General features: G+C 73.6%; 1 protein-coding gene and 1 pseudogene. One reads left to right on the top strand and one right to left on the bottom strand.

All coding sequences use genetic code 11. The annotated features are described in order from the left end of the window. Nucleotides 1-235, bottom strand: a pseudogene (locus AB0G02_RS38550) (HAD family phosphatase); the annotation flags it as partial. A gap of 481 nt (nucleotides 236-716) precedes the next feature. On the opposite strand from AB0G02_RS38550, the gene AB0G02_RS38545 reads away from it, so the two are divergent. Further along, nucleotides 717-1613, top strand: a complete 897-nt coding sequence (locus AB0G02_RS38545) for a PAC2 family protein (protein ID WP_308257160.1) — start codon at nucleotides 717-719, stop codon at nucleotides 1611-1613. Nucleotides 1614-1744 lie beyond the last annotated feature (131 nt).

Here is a 1744-nt window from a genome sequence, read left to right as displayed (position 1 = left end):
GCGAGATCCACGCCGCGCCGTCGACGAGGTCTTCCGGGGACGGGTGGTCGATGCCCGCCTCGGTGAACAGCAGGGTCATGGTCCGGGCCGTGCTGGACCCGACCATGGCCTGCCTGGTCGGCGCGGACAGCGTGCCGCCGAGCTTCTCCACGAACTCGTGGAGCGGGATGTCCCACAGCTTCTCGGAGTCCAGCAGCGTGCCGTCCATGTCCCACAGCACAGCCTCGACCGTCATGTACCGCCCACCCTCGTCGACTCCGGTCCCCGAGCAGGCCTTTCACCTGTTCGGAGCAAGCATTGCCGAGCGTAACGAACGGAGCGTGACCGGGGACGGGCGGCGTCGTCGGCCGTCCCACGTGCGGGTTCGGCACCCCGACGTGACACCCGGGTGATCTTCGTGCCGGTGCCGTGCCCGGTCGGGCGCGCGGGGTGAGCCACGAACGTGTCGTATCCGACGGTGCCCGCGCGCGGACCGCGGTGGGCGGGTCGCGGTTGCCGCGCCGGGTCGGGCGTGCTCAGGGCGGGGGTTCCGGGGCGACCACTGTGACCTGCGGGTTCGTCGATCTTCCGGTGAACGGTCCGGGGCGTGGCGGCCGGCGTGGCGCGCTCGGCGGGGACGCGGTCGGCGGGGACGCCGGGGTGGGGCGGCGTGACACGACCCGACATGCGCCAAGCCTACGGCGTCGGGCGTGCGGCGGTGGTCGTAGTCTGGCGCCGTGACCGATCCGGACCAGGCCGCCCAGACCCCCTTCGACCCCAGCGAACCGCTCACCAACCCGATCATGGTGGCGGCGTTCGAGGGGTGGAACGATGCTGGCGACGCCGCCAGCACGGCGATCGAACACCTGCAGCTCACGTGGGACGCGACGCCGTTGGCGGAGATCGATCCGGACGACTACTACGACTTCCAGGTGACCCGCCCCACGGTCCGCCTGGTGGACGGTGTCACCCGAAGGGTCGAATTCCCGACGACCCGGTTGTCGGTCTGCCGCCCGCCGGGGTCGTCCACCGACGTGGTGCTCGTGCACGGCATCGAGCCGAACATGCGGTGGCGGAAGTTCGCCGCCGAGCTGCTGGGCCACATCGAGGACCTGGGCGTGACGACCGTGGTCACGCTGGGCGCGCTGCTGATGGACACCCCGCACACCCGGCCGGTGCCGGTGACGGGCACGGCGTACGACGAGGCGGCGGCGGCGAAGTACGGGCTGGAGCGGTCCCGGTACGAGGGGCCCACCGGCATCGTCGGCGTGTTCCAGGACCTGTGCGTGCAGGCCGGGGTGCCCGCGATCTCGTTCTGGGCCGCCGTGCCGCACTACGTCTCCCAGCCGCCTTCGCCGAAGGCGACGTTGGCGCTGCTGCACCGGGTGGAAGAGGTGCTGGACGTCGAGGTGCCGCTCGGCGCGCTGCCGGAGCAGGCCGAGGAGTGGGAGCGCACGGTCAGCGAGATGGCCGACGAGGACGAGGACGTGCGCAACTACGTGCGGGCGCTGGAGGAGCGCGGCGACGCGGAGATCCAGATCACCGAGGCAAGCGGTGACGCCATCGCGGCCGAGTTCGAGCGGTACCTGCGGCGGCGCGGTCGCGGACCGGGCCGCGGTCCGACCGGGATGTGAGCCGGGTCCGACCGATCGGCAGGCTGGTCGAGGCCGTCCGCCGCCCCGCGGCCGGCGCGCGGGCGGGCGGGGGGCCCCGGCGGGGGGGCCCCGCCGGGGCGGGGTGCCCCCCCGGGGGGGCGGGGAGGGGC

The sequence above is a fragment of the Actinosynnema sp. NPDC023658 genome, assembly GCF_040639995.1.
GTDB lineage: Bacteria > Actinomycetota > Actinomycetes > Mycobacteriales > Pseudonocardiaceae > Actinosynnema.
Note: the sequence above shows the minus strand (reverse complement) of the source record. Positions and strands in the feature narration are given on the sequence as shown.